The 14765-nt window shown below is 68.8% G+C and carries 15 protein-coding genes; 9 read left to right on the top strand and 6 right to left on the bottom strand.

Translation table 11 applies throughout. From position 1 onward, the window contains the following. Nucleotides 1–2: 2 nt before the first annotated feature. From U5771_RS05100 to U5771_RS05110, 3 genes are all read left to right on the top strand, one after another. A complete protein-coding gene (locus U5771_RS05100; protein WP_322022967.1) occupies nucleotides 3–1337 on the top strand; it encodes an aspartate aminotransferase family protein in 1335 nt (444 codons plus the stop codon). A 25-nt stretch (nucleotides 1338–1362) separates the two neighbouring features. Next, a complete protein-coding gene (locus U5771_RS05105; RefSeq protein ID WP_322022968.1) occupies nucleotides 1363–1917 on the top strand; it encodes a carboxymuconolactone decarboxylase family protein in 555 nt (184 codons plus the stop codon). 269 nt (nucleotides 1918–2186) lie between these two features. Next, complete coding sequence (locus tag U5771_RS05110; protein ID WP_322022969.1) at nucleotides 2187–3020, top strand: extensin; 834 nt, start codon at nucleotides 2187–2189, stop codon at nucleotides 3018–3020. A 114-nt stretch (nucleotides 3021–3134) separates the two neighbouring features. Here the strand turns inward: U5771_RS05110 and ahpF are convergent, their stop codons facing one another. Next, nucleotides 3135–4733: an alkyl hydroperoxide reductase subunit F gene (gene ahpF, locus U5771_RS05115; RefSeq protein WP_322022970.1), complete on the bottom strand. Its 1599-nt coding sequence runs from the start codon at nucleotides 4731–4733 to the stop codon at nucleotides 3135–3137. 122 nt (nucleotides 4734–4855) lie between these two features. Then, nucleotides 4856–5419, bottom strand: a complete 564-nt coding sequence (gene ahpC / locus U5771_RS05120) for an alkyl hydroperoxide reductase subunit C (protein WP_006488685.1) — start codon at nucleotides 5417–5419, stop codon at nucleotides 4856–4858. Between the two features lie 324 nt (nucleotides 5420–5743). Here ahpC and U5771_RS05125 point away from each other — a divergent pair, with 324 nt between their 5' ends. The 3 genes from U5771_RS05125 to U5771_RS05135 are packed head-to-tail and all read left to right on the top strand — an operon-like array spanning nucleotide 5744 to nucleotide 8718. Then, a complete protein-coding gene (locus U5771_RS05125; RefSeq protein WP_322022971.1) occupies nucleotides 5744–6700 on the top strand; it encodes an ABC transporter substrate-binding protein in 957 nt (318 codons plus the stop codon). Nucleotide 6701: 1 nt separating this feature from the next. Beyond that, nucleotides 6702–8006, top strand: coding sequence for a dicarboxylate/amino acid:cation symporter (locus U5771_RS05130; protein WP_322022972.1), 1305 nt, complete (start codon nucleotides 6702–6704; stop codon nucleotides 8004–8006). A 10-nt stretch (nucleotides 8007–8016) separates the two neighbouring features. Beyond that, on the top strand, nucleotides 8017–8718 hold the full coding sequence (locus U5771_RS05135; RefSeq protein WP_322022973.1) for an aspartate/glutamate racemase family protein: 702 nt from the start codon (nucleotides 8017–8019) through the stop codon (nucleotides 8716–8718). A gap of 39 nt (nucleotides 8719–8757) precedes the next feature. Here the strand turns inward: U5771_RS05135 and U5771_RS05140 are convergent, their stop codons facing one another. From U5771_RS05140 to U5771_RS05150, 3 genes are all read right to left on the bottom strand, one after another. Further along, nucleotides 8758–9123: a type II toxin-antitoxin system VapC family toxin gene (locus U5771_RS05140; protein ID WP_322022974.1), complete on the bottom strand. Its 366-nt coding sequence runs from the start codon at nucleotides 9121–9123 to the stop codon at nucleotides 8758–8760. 169 nt (nucleotides 9124–9292) lie between these two features. After that, the gene (locus U5771_RS05145; protein ID WP_322022975.1) at nucleotides 9293–9511 is read right to left on the bottom strand and encodes a ribbon-helix-helix protein, CopG family; all 219 of its coding nucleotides are present in this window, start codon (nucleotides 9509–9511) and stop codon (nucleotides 9293–9295) included. A gap of 111 nt (nucleotides 9512–9622) precedes the next feature. After that, nucleotides 9623–10516, bottom strand: coding sequence for a LysR substrate-binding domain-containing protein (locus U5771_RS05150; protein ID WP_322022976.1), 894 nt, complete (start codon nucleotides 10514–10516; stop codon nucleotides 9623–9625). 177 nt (nucleotides 10517–10693) lie between these two features. On the opposite strand from U5771_RS05150, the gene U5771_RS05155 reads away from it, so the two are divergent. The 3 genes from U5771_RS05155 to U5771_RS05165 are packed head-to-tail and all read left to right on the top strand — an operon-like array spanning nucleotide 10694 to nucleotide 13665. After that, entirely contained in the window at nucleotides 10694–11860 is a 1167-nt protein-coding gene (locus U5771_RS05155) for a branched-chain amino acid ABC transporter substrate-binding protein (protein WP_322022977.1), read from the top strand. A gap of 16 nt (nucleotides 11861–11876) precedes the next feature. Next, nucleotides 11877–12416 carry an L-2-amino-thiazoline-4-carboxylic acid hydrolase gene (locus tag U5771_RS05160; protein ID WP_322022978.1) on the top strand — a complete coding sequence of 180 codons (540 nt, stop codon included), beginning with the start codon at nucleotides 11877–11879 and terminating at the stop codon, nucleotides 12414–12416. Beyond that, nucleotides 12409–13665 carry a Zn-dependent hydrolase gene (locus U5771_RS05165; RefSeq protein ID WP_322022979.1) on the top strand — a complete coding sequence of 419 codons (1257 nt, stop codon included), beginning with the start codon at nucleotides 12409–12411 and terminating at the stop codon, nucleotides 13663–13665. The genes U5771_RS05160 and U5771_RS05165 overlap by 8 nt, the downstream gene beginning before the upstream one ends. 21 nt (nucleotides 13666–13686) lie before the next feature. Here U5771_RS05165 and U5771_RS05170 read toward each other — a convergent pair whose 3' ends face one another. Beyond that, complete coding sequence (locus U5771_RS05170; protein WP_322022980.1) at nucleotides 13687–14523, bottom strand: c-type cytochrome; 837 nt, start codon at nucleotides 14521–14523, stop codon at nucleotides 13687–13689. Between the last annotated feature and the right edge of the window lie 242 nt (nucleotides 14524–14765).

A 14765-nucleotide genomic window follows, 5' to 3' on the forward strand; every position in this document is an offset into this window, starting at 1 on the left:
GCATGACGACCGTTTTTCATCGCGCTCCGCGCGCCACCTTGCCCGTCGCCGTCGCAGGCGACGGCATCGAGATCATCGATTCGACCGGCAAGCGCTATATCGACGCATGCGGCGGCGCGGCCGTGTCGTGCCTCGGCCACAGCAACCAGCGCGTGATCGATGCGATCAAGCGGCAGGCGCAGCAGCTGCCGTACGCGCATACGTCGTTCTTCACGACGGAAGTGGCCGAGGAACTGGCCGACCGGCTCGTCGAGGCCGCGCCGGCCGGGCTCGAGCACGTGTACTTCGTGTCGGGCGGATCCGAGGCGGTCGAAGCCGCATTGAAGCTCGCGCGCCAGTATTTCGTCGAGAAGGGCGAGGCGCAGCGCCGCCATTTCATCGCACGCCGCCAGAGCTATCACGGCAACACGCTCGGCGCGCTCGCGATCGGCGGCAACGCATGGCGGCGCGAGCCGTTCCTGCCGCTGCTGATCGAGGCGCACCACGTGAGCCCGTGCTATGCGTATCGCGACCAGGCGGCGGGCGAGACCGATGAAGCGTATGCGCAGCGCCTCGCTGACGAGCTCGAGCAGAAGATCGTCGAACTCGGCGCGGAAAACGTCGCGGCGTTCGTCGCGGAAACGGTGGTCGGCGCGACGGCCGGCGCGGTGCCGCCGGTGCGTACCTACCTGAAGAAGATTCGCGCGGTGTGCGACAAGTACGGCGTGCTGCTGATTCTCGACGAAATCATGTCGGGGATGGGACGCACCGGTTACCTGTTCGCATGCGACGAAGACGGAGTCGCGCCCGACCTGCTGACGATCGCGAAAGGGCTCGGCGCGGGTTACCAGCCGATCGGCGCGACGCTGGTGAGCGACCGCATCTACCGGACGATCGTCGACGGCTCGGGCTTCTTCCAGCACGGCCACACGTATCTCGGCCATGCAACCGCGTGCGCGGCCGCGCTCGAAGTGCAGCGCGTGATCGCCGAAGAGAAGCTGCTCGACAACGTGAAGGCACGCGGCGAGCAATTGCGTGCATCGTTGCGCGAGCATTACGGTGCGCATCCGCACATCGGCGACGTGCGCGGCCGCGGGTTGTTCGTCGGCGTCGAGCTCGTGCGCGATCGCGACAGCAAGGCGACGTTCGATCCCGCGCTGAAGCTGCATGCGGCGGTCAAGCGCGAGGCGATGCAGCGCGGCCTGATGGTGTACCCGATGGGCGGCACGATCGACGGCGTGCACGGCGATCACATCCTGGTCGCACCGCCGTTCGTCTGCACCGCGCAGCAGATCGACACGATCGTCGAGCGGCTGTCCGGCGCGATCGACGCGGCGCTCGCGTCGGCCGGCGCATGAACCACGACCTCACCGTATCCTCGCCATGACAGACAGACTGCCTCCCTTCGATCCCGCATCGGCCACCGACGAGCAGAAGGCCGTGCTCGCCGAGATCCTCAGCGGCCCGCGCGGCAACCTGAACGGGCCGTTCCTCGGCTGGATCGCGAGCCCCGAGCTCGCGCAGCACGCGCAGCGGCTGGGCGCGTTCTGCCGCTATCGCACGGGCCTGTCGCTACGGCTGTCGGAGCTCGCGATTCTCGTGACGGCCGCGCGCTGGCGTTCGCAGGCCGAGTGGCACATTCACCATCCGATCGCGCTCGATGCCGGCGTGCCGGCCGCGACGGCCGACGCGATCCGGCGCGGCGTCGAGCCGGCGTTCGAATCGGACGACGATGCGCTGATCCATGCGTTCGCGACCGAGCTGTACGATACGCGGCGCGTGAGCGATGCGACGTTCGCGCGTGCGCAGGCGCGTTTCGGCCACGAGACCGTCGTGAACCTCGTCGCGCTGCTCGGCTATTACGCGCTCGTGGCGATGACGCTCAACACGTTCGGTATGCGCGCGGACGGACAAACCGAGTTGCCGTTTCCGGAATAAGCGCCGCATGTGCGCGGGTTGGCGGATGCCGCGCACCGTGTACCACGTCGTCAAGTGGGCGCTGTTCGGCGGGATCGCGGTCGCGATCTTCTGCATCCGAAGCGCGGAAGGCAGGCAGTGTCGGAACCGTCCGACGATAGGGCGGCGCGGCGTGGTACGGCCCCGGCGGTGTCGGGTCGGCATCAATGCAACCAATTGTATTCGTGCGGGATCGAGCGCGAACGCACGCGTATGATGGCTTGTTCACGTCGTAAGATCGGTGAGCAAGTATGACTCGTACCCGTAAGACATTGATGATCGCCGGCGGACTGCTGGTTGCCGCGGCAGGCTCCGGCTACGTGATGCTCCTGCGTGCGGACCACCGCGCGATCGCGGAGGCCGGCATCGGCGATTCCGCAGCACCTGCCGCCGCCGTGACAGCGGCGAACGACGGCCACATCGCACAAGGCACGATCGCGCCGCCCGCGCCGGTCGCCGTTCCTTCCGCGCATGTGGACGAGGCCGTGCCGCAACAGGCGGCCGTACCGCCGCCGGCCGCGGCCGCTGCGCATACGCGCGCGGCGCCGGCATCCGCTGCCGTCGTGCCGGTCATCGCCGCACCGGCACCACCGGCGAAACCGAGTGCGCCGCCGCCGGCCGTTCACGTCGTGACGGTCGAGCCGGAGGATGCGACCCCGGCCAAGGCCAAGCCCGCGCAGCCGGTACCAGCGCCGGTACAAGCGCCGGTACAAGCGGCGCAACCGGCCCAGCCGGTGCAATCGGCACCGCCGGTCCAGGCCGCGCAAGCGACCCGGCCGAGTCAGCCGGCGTATCAGCCTCCGCAACACGCGGCGCGCAAGCGCGACGGGCTCGAGCGGCATGCGGCCGCGGCGCCTGCCATGAAATCCGAAACCCCTGAAACCGCTGCGCTCGTGCGTGATTCGGCGAAGCTCGATCCGTCGTTGCCGCCGCCGCAATACGTGGCGACGCCGAGCGGCGATCGGCAGCACACGTCGGCGGGCGCGAATGCCGTTGCTGCCGCGATGACCGACCAGCTGGTCAAGCAGTCGAGCAGTATCAAGGCGCCCGCGCCGGCGAACGCCGGGCCCGGTGTAACCCAGTGAGAAGGGAACCGCCGCGCTCGCGCAGCGCCGCTCGTCACCGGATGAAAAAGGACCCCGCACGCCGACCAGGGCATGCGGGGCCAAGAGAGACGAACCGGTGCGGTGCGTCGCGCGTTACGCGGCGATCGCTTCTTCGGCCTGCGGCCCGTCGGCCGTAACCGCCGCCACGTCTTGCCGGATCAGGTGGTCGAACGCGCCGAGCGATGCCTTCGCGCCTTCGCCCACCGCGATCACGATCTGCTTGAACGGCACCGTCGTCACGTCGCCGGCCGCGAACACACCCGGCACCGACGTCGCGCCACGCGCATCGACGACGATCTCGCCGTGCTTCGACAGTTCGATCGTGCCTTTGAGCCATTCGGTGTTCGGCACGAGGCCGATCTGCACGAACACGCCTTCGAGATCGACGCGCTTCGTTTCGCCCGAACGCAGATCCTTGTAGACGAGACCGTTCAGCTTGCTGCCGTCGCCGGTCAGCTCGGTCGTCTGCGCCTGCGTGACGATCGTCACGTTCGGCAGGCTGCGCAGCTTGCGCTGCAGCACTTCGTCCGCGCGCAGTTGCGCACCGTATTCGAGCAGCGTGACTTCCTTCACGATGCCGGCCAGGTCGATTGCGGCCTCGACACCCGAGTTGCCGCCGCCGACCACCGCGACGCGCTTGCCCTTGAACAACGGGCCGTCGCAGTGCGGGCAGTACGCGACACCGCGGTTGCGGTATTCGCGCTCGCCCGGCACGTTGATTTCGCGCCAGCGCGCGCCGGTCGCGAGAACGATCGTTTTCGCCTTCAGTACCGCGCCGTTCGCGAGGCGGATCCGGTGCACGTCGCCCGGAATCAGCGCATCGGCGCGCTGCACGTCCATGATGTCGACGTCGTACTGCTTCACGTGCTGCTCGAGCGCCGCGGCGAACTTCGGCCCTTCGGTTTCCTGCACCGACACGAAGTTCTCGATCGCCATCGTGTCGAGCACCTGGCCGCCGAAACGCTCGGCGACGACGCCCGTCGCGATGCCCTTGCGCGCCGAGTAGATCGCTGCTGCCGCACCGGCCGGGCCGCCGCCGACGATCAGCGTGTCGAACACCGGCTTGCTCTCGAGCGACTTCGCGGCGCGGGCGCTGGCGCCCGTGTCGAGCTTCGCGAGGATTTCCTTCACGCTGCTGCGACCCTGGCCGAACGATTCACCGTTCAGGAACATCGTCGGCACGGCCATGATCTGGCGCGCCTCGACTTCGTTCTGGTACAGCGCGCCGTCGATCGCCACGTGGCGGATGCGCGGGTTGATCAGCGACATCACGTTCAGCGCCTGCACGACCTCCGGGCAGTTCTGGCACGACAGCGAGAAATACGTCTCGAACGCGTAGTCGCCGTCGAGCGCACGGATCTGTTCGATCACGTCGTCGTCGAGCTTGATCGGATGGCCGCCCGTCTGCAGCAGTGCGAGCACGAGCGACGTGAATTCATGGCCCATCGGGATGCCGGCGAAGCGGATGCCGGCCGGCTTGCCAGGCTCGCCGATCGAGAACGACGGCTTGCGCTCGGCGTCGTCGCGGCGTTCGGTCACGGTCACGCGCGACGTCAGCGACGCAATCTCGTTCAGCAGCGCAAGCAGTTCCTGCGATTTCGCGCTGTCGTCGAGCGACGCGACGAGTTCGATCGGGCGCGTGATCTTTTCGAGGTACGCTTTCAATTGGTTCTTGAGATTGGCGTCGAGCATGGCGTTTCGGATTCCGTATTGATGAGGCTGGTCGGGCACGTCGTGCCGGAGGAGGGGCGGGCCGCGCAAGGCGGCCCGCATTCGCGTGACGCACGCCTCGTGCGAGGCGCGCGGCGCGATCGTCAGATCTTGCCGATCAGGTCGAGCGACGGGGTCAGCGTTTCCGCACCCGGCGTCCACTTGGCCGGGCACACTTCGCCCGGGTGCGCCGCGATGTATTGCGCGGCCTGCACCTTGCGCAGCAGTTCGCCTGCGTCGCGGCCGATGCCGTTGTCGTGGATTTCGCACAGCTTGATCTCGCCTTCCGGGTTGATCACGAACGTGCCGCGCAGCGCCATCCCTTCTTCCTCGATCAGCACGTCGAAGTTGCGCGACAGCGTGAGCGTCGGGTCGCCGATCATCGGGTACTTGATCTTGCCGATCGTGTCCGACGTGTCGTGCCATGCCTTGTGCGTGAAGTGCGTGTCGGTCGACACGCCGTAGATTTCGACACCCAGCTTCTGGAATTCCGCGTAGCGGTCGGCGAGGTCGCCCAGCTCGGTCGGGCAGACGAACGTGAAGTCGGCCGGGTAGAACACGACGACGGACCACTTGCCCTTGAAGTTCTCTTCGGACACGGGCACGAAATCGCCGTTGTGGTATGCGGTTGCCTTGAACGGCTTGATTTGGGTGTTGATGATCGGCATCTTGCGGGTTCCTTTGCTGGGGTGTTGATGAAGTGTTCCCAGTATCCGGGTTCACCCTTGGTTTGTGAAATTGCTTGTTTCAATCCGCGGCATCGGGAATTTCTATCTGCATCCGGCCCCCGTCGCGGCGGGCCGTCCGGACGGCCCGTGCCATCCGGGCCGGGCCTTCCGGCGGATTTCGGCCGTCCGGCGCTTCTGACACATTGGGCGTGCGGGAGGGCGCGGTGCCGGAGACGGTGCCGCGCCCCGCCCCGCGCAAGGGTCCGGCGCCCGTTCGGCAAGAACGGCTGCGCGGTCGTTCGACACTCTCCGTCCCACTGCGCCATGAACCTCTTTTCCGGACGCGCCATGCGCGCGCTGCTTGCGTGGCTCCGCGACATCTTCCCCGGGCGCCGATGTCTGTGTCGGCACCTGCACGGCCCGGCCTGCGTACTCATCGCCGTGTCGTGCGCCGCGCCGGCGCTGGCCTTCGATGCGTCCGCGCCGGCCGTGCCGGCGGCGCCCGCCACCACGGCGACCGGGCTCGTGCAGATGCCCGACGGCCGGCTGCTCGCGCCGGAGTTCGCCCGCATCGTCACGCGCGGCACGCTAATCGTCGCGGTGCTCGGCGTCGATCAGCCGCCGTTCTTCATGTCGCGCCACGGCGCACTGGCGGGCGTCGACATCGACCTTGCCGACGCGCTCGCGAAAAAGCTCGGCGTGTCGGTGCGGTTCGACCGCGACGCGCGCACCTTCGACGACGTCGTTCACCTGCTCGCGACCGGGCAGGCCGACGTCGCGATCAGCAAGCTGTCGCGCACGTTGCCGCGTGCGCAGGTGGTCCGCTTCAGCACGCCGTACATCAGCCTGCGCCGCGCGCTGCTGATCAACCGCGTCGGCTTCGCGGAACTCGCGAAAGGGCGAGCGTTGCCGGAAGTCGTGCGCGACTATCGCGGCACGATCGGCGTCGTCGCGGGGTCGGCCTACGCCGAATACGTGCGCAACGACTTCCCGGCCGCGAAGGTGCGCACCTATCCGAGCTGGCCGGCGACGCTCGACGCGCTGAACGCCGGCGCGGTCACGGCCGTGTATCGCGACGAGCTCGCGATCAAGCTCGTGATGCAGGACGACCCGACCGCGCCGATCCGGCTGCGCGTCGCGACCTTCGACGATCTCACCGACGCGCTTGCCGTCGGCGTGCCGGTGTCCACGCCGACGCTGCTCGCGTTCGTCAACCAGTTCCTGGCCGAGCGCAACAAGCGGCTCGACGTGAAATCCCTGCTCGATGCGATGGGTCGCTGACATGAACATGAACGAAAACATCAGGATCACCCCGCGCATCGAGCGGCTGCATGCGCTCGCGATCCATCCGTTGACGGTCTTCGGCAGCCTCGCGCTCGGGATCGTGGCCGGCGTGCTGTGGCCGGCCGCCGCGCCGAAGTTCGACTACGTGGGCCAGGTGTACGTCGGCCTGCTCAAGATGACGGCGCTGCCGTTCATGACAGCCGCCGTGATCTTCAGCCTGCAGCGGCTGCTGCGCGACGGCAACGCGTCGGATCTTGTGATGCGCGTGATCGCGATCTTCGGCTGCGTGTCGGTGTTTGTGGTGCTGGTCGGCGCGGTCGTGCTGGTCGCGATGCGGCCGGGCGAGCACCTGTCGAACGCGACGCTGAAGGCGTTCGGGGCGCTGGTCGGCAGCGACGGGGCGGCGAGCGACACCGTGATGACGTTGTACGGCACGGATCCCGCGGAGAAGTCGTCGGGCCTCGCGGATATGCTGATCGCGCTGGTGCCCGGCAACTTCTTCGCGGCGCTCGCGAGCGGCGACACGCTGAAGGCGCTGGTGTTCTCGCTGTTCTTCGGCTTCGCGTCGGGGCGCGTGCCGGCGAGCATCTCGGCGGCGCTGAGCCAGACGCTGGAGACCGTCTATTTCACGTGCCAGAAGATCATGCACTGGCTCGCGTATCCGACGCCGATCGTGCTGTTCTGCGGCGGCGCCGCGCAGATCGGCACGTCCGGGTTCGGGCCGCTCGAGGCGATGGTCCGCTTCGTCGCCGCGTTCGTCGTGGTCGCGCTCGTGCTGATCGCGGCGGCGATCGTCTTGATCTGGAAGCGCTCGGGCGCGACGTTGGCCGAGACGCTTGCCGGGTTGCGCACGCCGTTCGCGATGGCGCTCGCCACACGCAGCAGCGTGGCCTGCATGCCGAGCATGATCGAGTGCCTGGCCGACGGCTTCGGCTTTGCCCGCGCGCGCGTCGAGCTGGTCGTGCCGCTCGCCGTGTCGCTGCTGCGCGTCGGGCCGATGGTCTATTACGCGAGCGCGACGCTGTTCGTCGCGCAACTCTACGAACGGTCGCTCGGCCCCGGCGAGCTGTGCGTCGTGCTGGTCGCGTCGGTGCTGGCCGGCTTCGCGTCGACGGGCACGTCGGGCGTCGTGACGGTGTCGCTCGCCGGCATGGTGTGCGCGGCGCTCCACTTGCCGTTCGAGGCCGCGTTCGTGCTGTTCGCGGCGGTCGATCCGTTCTGCGAGATATTGCGGACGCTGTTGCTGGTGATCGGCAACTCGGCCGTCGTATCGGCAATCTGCGCGCGGCCGCCGCGCGCGTGAAGGAGGCATCATGGCGCTCGTCGGCGTATTGGGCGGAATGGGACCGCTGGCCACGGTCGACTTCATGCATCGCGTGATTCGCTTGACGCGCGCGCGCTGCGACCAGGAGCACCTGCCGATGATCGTCGCGAACCTGACGCGAACGCCCGATCGCTCGCGCGCGATCATCGACGGCGGGGCCGATCCGCTGCCGGCGCTGCTCGACGGTGTCGCGCTGCTGAACCGTTGCGGCGTCGACGTGATCGCGATCCCGTGCAATTCGGCGCATCACTGGTATGCGCCGCTGCGCGAACGCAGCGCGGTGCCGATCCTGCATATCGTCGATGCGTCGGTGGCCGCATTGCCCGCCGGCGTGCGGCGGGTCGCGGTGCTCGCCACGGGCGGCACGCTGGTGTCGGGCTTCTACCAGGCGGCGCTGCGTGCGCGCGGCTTCGAGCCGGTGATGCCGGGCGTGGCCGCGCAGCGCGATATCGCCGCGTGCATCGCGGCCGTCAAGGCGGGGAGGATCGATGCGTCGGTGCGGTGCCTGTCGCGCGCGCTCGCGACGCTGGCGCGACGGGACGTGGGCGTGGCGGTGATGGGCTGCACGGAAATCCCGATCGCCGCGCGTGCGTTGCGCGATGCGCCGTTCGGGTTGATCGACAGCACGCAGGAACTGGCGCGCGCGACGGTCGCCCATGCGGCCGAGCGCGGATGGGGGCGGGCGGTGTGACGCGCGGACCTCCGCCACGCATGACGGACGCCGCTCGCGCTAGATCTGATACGGCGCGCGGACGCCCGGTTCGGTGGCGGGAAAATCCTTCGTGTTGCGCGATACGAGCAACAGGCCGTTCACTTGCGCCGATGCCCAGACGATCGCATCGGGCAGACGAATGCGACGTTCCTTGCGAATCGTTACGGCGCGGTTCGCCACCACGCTGTCAAGCGGGATGATGGCGAACGACGAAAGCCATGCGCGAATTGCCGCATCGTCGCTGGCCGTCGCGCCGACCATGACTTCCATCCAGGTCACCATGCTGATTGCCCGGTCGTCGTAGCGGGCCAGCTCCGCGCGCGCGGACTCCACGCCGCTGAGATAGTCGATCAGGATGTTGGTGTCGAAGAGTGCTTTTACCATTCCGCGCGCAGTGCCTCCTGCCAGGCGAGCCCGTCGAGCGCACGCGCTTTCCAGAGACCGAACACGGTGTGGGCATGGGGTGGCCGTTGTTGCGCCCGCACGAGGCAGGCGGCGGCCGGAAGCGCGCGGCCCGGATGCCTGGCCGCGCTTTGAGGGTCGATGTGTGCATTTACCATTCCGAACGCAGTGCCTCCTGATAGGTGAGCCCGTCGACCGCGCGATCCTTCCACAGGCCGAATACGTTATCGGCATGCGCTCGCTTGTGTTGCGCGACATACGCGTCGATCGCATCGCGAATGATCGCGGCGCGAGGGCGTTGCTCAGTCTCGACGATGGCGGCCAGTTCGTCGAGCTGGCCATTCGACAGATCGATCAGGATACGGCTCATTGCGACCTCCGATATACGATATGCATATCATATATATGCGTGCAGTCGTCCGCAAGTCACCGACTGGCCCGGCAAGCGTGACGTTCCGCCGGCAGGCGGCGGAACGGGGGCTTAGGCGGCGATCTTCCTCAGCCATTCCGCGAGCCGTCTCGCCCCGTCCGGCATGTCCGCATCCTCGCGCGTGCACAGGTAGTAGTCGCGCCCGTCGTCGAGCGCGTGGTCGAACAGCTTCACGAGTTCGCCGCTCGCCAGTTCGCGCTCGACCAGCGGCGCGCGCAGCAGCGCCGCGCCGAGATCCGCGCGCGCCGCGCTCAGCGTCAGTTGCCCGTCCTCGAACATCGGCCCCACCGCATGCGACACGTGCCGCACGCCGGCGCCCTGCAGCCAGTTGACCCAGGTGCTGCGATCTTCGTCGTGCACGAGCGGCGCCCGCGCGAGATCGGCCGGCGTGCGGAACGGCCCGTGGCGCTTCAGGAACGACGGGCTGCACATCGGCACCATCGCGCCCGGCAGCAGCCGCTCGCAGCGGTAGCCGGGCCAGTCGCCGGTGCCGAAGCGGATCGACAGGTCGGACGCGTCGCTTCGATAGTTGCGGTGATGCGCATACAGCACGGTCACGTCGACGTCGGTGTTGTCGGCGAGGAACGCGTGCAGCCGCGGAATGAACCAGCCGATGCCGAGCAGCGGAATCAGGCTGATGGTGATCTGCCGCAGCGACGACCGGTCGCGCACGAAGCGCGTCGCGCTGCGCAGCACCGAGAACGCGGCGCTGATCGAGCGGTAATAGTCGCGCCCCTCGTCGGTGAGCGCGAGCAGCCGGCCTTCGCGCACGGTCAGCGGCGTCTGGATGAACGCCTCGAGCAGTTGCAGCTGGTGGCTGACCGCGGACGGCGTGATGTCGAGCTCGTGCGCGGCCGCCGTGACCGATCCAAGACGCGCGAATGCCTCGAACGCGCGGACGGCGCGGAGCGGCGGATCGTGCGGCAATTGTTCGATATTTTTCATGTGTCGAATTTTATCGAAAAATCAGGGTAAGCGACAACATGAAAATATCCTTTATTTACAGATGATTGCGTTATTGTGTCGGGAATGGCATAAGCATCCAACAATTGAATATTTGGGGTGAGGGTGCTGAATATTTAATATTTTTCATGTTTTGATTCGAATCACCGAGCCCCGCACATGAAAATCGCATTTCTTCCCGCCCGCTTCGCCTTCTCCGCGGCCGCGCTGATCGCCGCCGTTCCCGCTTTCGCGCAGGCCGCGCCGCAGACGGTCCTGATCGGTCTCGCCGCGCCGCTCACCGGGCCGTCCGCACGGATCGGCAAGGATCTGCAGAACGGCGCGCAGCTCGCGATCGACGACGCGAACGCGAAGCATCCGAGCATCGGCGGCAAGCCGGTCGTCTACAAGCTCGTCGCGGCCGACGATCAATCCGACCCGCGCACGGCCGTCGCGGTCGCGCAGCAGCTGGTCGACCAGCACGTGATCGGCGTCGTCGGTCACTGGAACACGGGCTGCAGCGTGCCGGCGTCGCGCGTCTACCGCGATGCGGGCATTCCGCAGATCGCGCCGGCGTCCACCGGCCACCCGTACACGCAGCAGGGCTACGCGACGGCGTTCCGCATCATGGGTCACGACGATGCGGGCGGCAATTTCACCGGCGCCTATGCGGTGAAGACGCTGAAGGCGAAGCGCATCGCGGTGATCGACGATCGCACGTCGTTCGGCGCGGGCCTCGCCGACCAGTTCATCAAGGGCGTGCAGGCGAACGGCGGCACGATCGTCGATCGCCAGTACGTGAACGACAAGACGACCGACTTCAGCGGCGTGCTGACGGCGATCAAGGGCAAGCGCGTGGATCTCGTGTTCTTCGGCGGGCTCGACGCGCAGGCCGCGCCGATCGCGCGCCGGATGCGCCAGCTCGGCGTGAACGCGCCGCTGCTCGGCGCCGGCGGTTTCGTGAGCCAGACCTTCCTGTCGCTCGCAGGCAAGGACGGCGACGGCGTGACGGCGCTCGAACCGGGCCTGCCGCTCGACCGGATGCCGGGCGGCAAGGCGTTCGACACGCAATACCGCGCACGCTTTAACGCGCCGATCGAACTGCATGCGCCGTTCGCGTACGACGCGGCCGCCACGCTGATCGCGGCGGCGCAGAAGGCCGGCACGACGCAGCCGGCGAAGCTGGTCGCGGCCGTGCGCGCGATCGACCGGCCCGGCGTGACCGGCCGGGTCGCGTTCGACAGTGAAGGCAACCTGAAGGACCCGGCATTCACGATCTACCAGGTGCGCGGCGGCAAGTGGACCGTCGTCGACGTGCTTGGCGGCGCGCACCCGGCAACGAAATAACGACGGAGACGATCCCATGACCGACACCACGCCCGCTTCCGCGGCGGCACCCGAGGACACGCGCCTCGGCATCCTCGCGCGGCGCCGCATCGAAGCGGAAATCATCAAGCCGATCTACGAGATCATGAAGCGCGAATTCGGCATCGAGCGCGCGCAGGCCGTGATCGCGGAGGCCGTGCGCGGCGCGGCCGTCGACGCGGGCCGCACGTTCGCCGCGCAGGAGCCCGACGGCACGAGCGTGCAGTCGTTCATCGCACTGCAGGTGCTGTGGGAGAAGGACGATGCGCTCGACGTCGAGGTGCGCCGCGCGGACGACGCGCATTACGACTACGACGTGCATCGCTGCAGCTACGCGGAGATGTATCACGCGATGGGGCTCGGCGAGATCGGCCACCTGCTGAGCTGCGCGCGCGACAGCTACTTCATCGAGGGCTACGACCCGCGCATCGCGCTGACGCGCACGAGCACGATCATGCAGGGCGGCAAGCGCTGCGATTTTCGCTATGCGCTGCAGGCGGCGCCGCGCGACGACACCCCGGAGGCCGGCAATGCATGACGACCTCGCGAGCGCACCGCGCGTCGACGGCGCGCGCCTGTGGGCGTCGCTCGAACGGATGGCGCAGATCGGCGCGACGCCGAAGGGCGGCGTCTGCCGTCTCGCGCTGACCGACCTCGACCGCGAGTCGCGCGACCTGTTCGTGCAGTGGGCACGCGATGCCGGCTGCACGGTGCGGGTCGATCGGATGGGCAACGTGTTCGCGCGCCGCGCGGGTCGCAATCCCGACGCCGCGCCGGTGATGACGGGCTCGCACGCCGATTCGCAGCCGACCGGCGGCCGCTACGACGGCATCTACGGCGTGCTCGGCGGCCTCGAGGTCGTGCGCGCGCTGAACGACGCGGGCGTCGAGACCGAGCGCCCGATCGACGTCGTGATCTGGACCAACGAGGAAGGGTCGCGCTTCGCGCCGGCGATGATCTCGGCCGGCGTGTTCTCGGGCGTCTATCCGCTCGAATACGGGCTGTCGCGCACGGACGGCGCAGGCAAGACGATCGGCGAGGAACTCGCGCGGATCGGCTATGCGGGCGCCGAGCCGGTCGGCGGCTATCCGGTGCATGCCGCGTACGAACTGCATATCGAGCAGGGCGCGATTCTCGAACGCGCGGGCAGGACGATCGGCGTCGTGACCGCCGGGCAGGGGCAGCGCTGGTACGAGGTGACGTTGACGGGTGTCGACGCGCATGCGGGCACGACGCCGATGGCATTCCGGCGCGACACGCTGGTGGGCGCCGCGCGGATGATCGAATTCGTCGATGCGCTCGGCCGCCGCCATGCGCCGCACGCGCGCGCGACGGTCGGGATGATCGAGGCGCGGCCGAATTCGCGCAACACGGTGCCGGGCGGCTGTTTCTTCACGGTCGAGTTCCGCCATCCCGACGACGCGGTGCTCGACGAACTCGATGCGGCGCTGCGTGCGGAACTGGCGCGCGTGGCGGCCGACGCCGGCCTCGGTGCGCGGATCGAGCAGATCTTCACGTACCCGCCGGTGCCGTTCGCGCCGCGCTGCATCGACGCGGTGCGCGACGCGGCGCAGGCGCTCGGGCTGCCGCACATGGACATCGTGTCCGGCGCGGGCCACGACGCGTGCTATGTCGCGCGCGTCGCGCCGACCGGCATGATCTTCGTGCCGTGCGTCGACGGGCTGAGCCACAACGAGGCCGAGGCGATCACGCCGGAATGGTCGGCGGCGGGCGCCGACGTGCTGCTGCGCGCGGTGCTGCAAAGCGCGCAGGAAGCGGGCGCGTGATGGGCGCGTGACTGGCGTGGCCTACTTGCCGGCCTTGCGTCGCGCCATGTACGCGAGGTAGGCGACGATCTGGTCGAGTTCCCGGTCGCTCAGCTGATCGGGCGGGAACGCCGGCATCACGCGGCCCGGCCAGTCGCGCACCGATGCCGGGTTGCGGAGGTAGCGGCGCAGCGCCGCGGGCTGGAAGTAGTCGACCGGATTCATCGGCGTGTTCAGGTCGGGGCCGGCCTGGCTGCTGCCCGCGCCGTCGAGGCGGTGGCACGCGAGGCATTGCGTGACGAACAGCCGCTGGCCCGCACGGGCCGGATCGTGCGCCGGCAATGCCGGATCGACGGCGAGCGACGGCCAGCGCGCGAGCGGCGACGATTCGATCGTGATGCGCACGATCTGATACGGCCACTGCTCGCCGCACACGGACGATGCGTCCGGCCCCAGCCACACGAGATAGAACGGCCCGGCGCCGACCTGCTTGCCCGGCAGCTTCGGCCACGGGTGCGCGGGGTCCTCGATCGCGAGCCACGCGACGGCGCCGGCCGGCGCACGGCGGCGCGCGAGATCCAGCGGCAGTTGCGCGGCGAAACCGTCGGCCGCGCGCGTTTCGAGCACGCCGTCCGCCGGCAGCGGCGTGTCGCCGAGCAGGGCGGCGAACGGCACCGCGCGGAACGTCATCGGCCGGCCGTACGCAATGTCGCGCGGCACGTGGATGTCCGTCGCGTCGGCGCGCGCGAGCAGCGCCTGGCGCGTCAGGACGCGCGGCGTGCCGTCGGTCTCGAGTTCGAGCGAGCCCTGCGCGGACGCGCGCGTTGCGATCAGGCACATCGTCAGCAGCAACAGCGAAAACCACTGGCGCTTCAGCATTCGTTCTCCGTGGGGGCGTTCCGGCGGCGGCAGGGAGGCGAGCGCCGCGGCCGATGGATGGAATCGGGCGACAGTCTATCCGGTACGGGCGGCGCTGGCGACTTCGGCGCGGGAGCGGGGCGGGCGCGAGGGAGCGGGGCGGGCGCGAGGGATCGGGCCGGGCGCGAGGGATCGGGCCGGGCTGCCGTCGCGAGCCCGACTACCGGGCCGGCCGATGCGTGGCGGGGGATCGCACGGCGCGA

Source organism: Burkholderia sp. BCC1977, from assembly GCF_905339595.1.
GTDB lineage: Bacteria > Pseudomonadota > Gammaproteobacteria > Burkholderiales > Burkholderiaceae > Burkholderia.